This is a genomic window from Pseudomonas sp. PS02302 (genome assembly GCF_029959585.1).
GTDB classification, from domain to species: domain Bacteria; phylum Pseudomonadota; class Gammaproteobacteria; order Pseudomonadales; family Pseudomonadaceae; genus Chryseomonas; species Chryseomonas aestiva.
In genome coordinates this window covers 1-857 of sequence record NZ_JASCON010000171.1, presented here as the reverse complement: position 1 = coordinate 857, position 857 = coordinate 1, and the positions used below count along the sequence as shown (strand labels likewise).

Here is an 857-nt window from a genome sequence, read left to right as displayed (position 1 = left end):
GTGGTGTGGGCCTGTGCGGGACATGGCTTCAAGCATTCGGCCGCGCGGGGCGAGGCGCGCGCCCAGCGCGTGACCACCGGGCGCAGCGACATCGATCTCGGCAGCTTCAGCCTGGCGCGATTCGGCTAGCGGCTGCGCACCGTCAGGGTGACCAGCCGGGTCACCACCAGGGCGATGTACATGACACCGGAGAACTGGCCGAGCATGACCAGCGAGCGCGCCATCGGCTTGATCGGGTAGATATCGCTCAGGCCGACGCCGGAGAGGATGGCGAAGCTGACATAGAGCAGCTCGGTCCAGGTGCGTGCGGCCAGGGGATCGTTGGCGGCGGTGAAGCTGTTGGGCTGCAGGATCTGACAGGCCGAGTAGGCATGGGCGAAGGCCCAGGCCAGCAAGGTGAAGGTCGCACCCACGGCGAAGAGTTCATCGGTGGTCGCTCGCTGGTCTTCCATCATGTAGGCGATGAGACTGCCCGCGGCATAGAAGTAGAAGATCGCATCGAGGATGGCCAGGGATACCACCAGGTGGCGATTGCCCTGCCACTCCACCAGTACCGTGAGCACCAGGATGCAGGCGGCGAGAATGAACCCCAGCCACTGGATGGTCGGGCTCCGTCGCACCATGCGCAGGGCGGTGGCGAGGACGATGATGCCGAAGGCACCGATGATGGCGCGCCCATGTTCTTCCTGCTCCACGAAGGGGTAGAGCAGCAGCCCGAGCAACTGGATGAACAGCAGGTTGGCGGAGGGGTAACGGACCAGGTAGTGCAGCGGACTCTTCATCGCAACTCGGCGAAAGGCTCAGGGGCGGTCAGCGTAGCGGGTGGCGAGGCGCTTCGCCACGGGAGCCTCGTGCTC

The 857-nt window shown here is 65.5% G+C and carries 1 protein-coding gene and 1 pseudogene; one reads left to right on the top strand and one right to left on the bottom strand.

The genetic code is table 11. The annotated features are described in order from the left end of the window. Positions 1-129 (top strand): annotated as a pseudogene (locus QMX82_RS25670) (N-methyl-L-tryptophan oxidase); the annotation flags it as partial. Here QMX82_RS25670 and QMX82_RS25665 read toward each other — a convergent pair. Continuing rightward, positions 126-782 carry an ion channel gene (locus QMX82_RS25665; RefSeq protein ID WP_282288801.1) on the bottom strand — a complete coding sequence of 219 codons (657 nt, stop codon included), beginning with the start codon at positions 780-782 and terminating at the stop codon, positions 126-128. The pseudogene QMX82_RS25670 and the gene QMX82_RS25665 sit on opposite strands and share 4 nt — an antisense overlap. Positions 783-857 lie beyond the last annotated feature (75 nt).

Coding starts and splice junctions, on each gene's coding strand:
- QMX82_RS25665 (WP_282288801.1), bottom strand. CDS start 782: ATGAAGAGTCCGCTGCACTACCTGGTCCGTTACCCCTCCGCCAACCTG.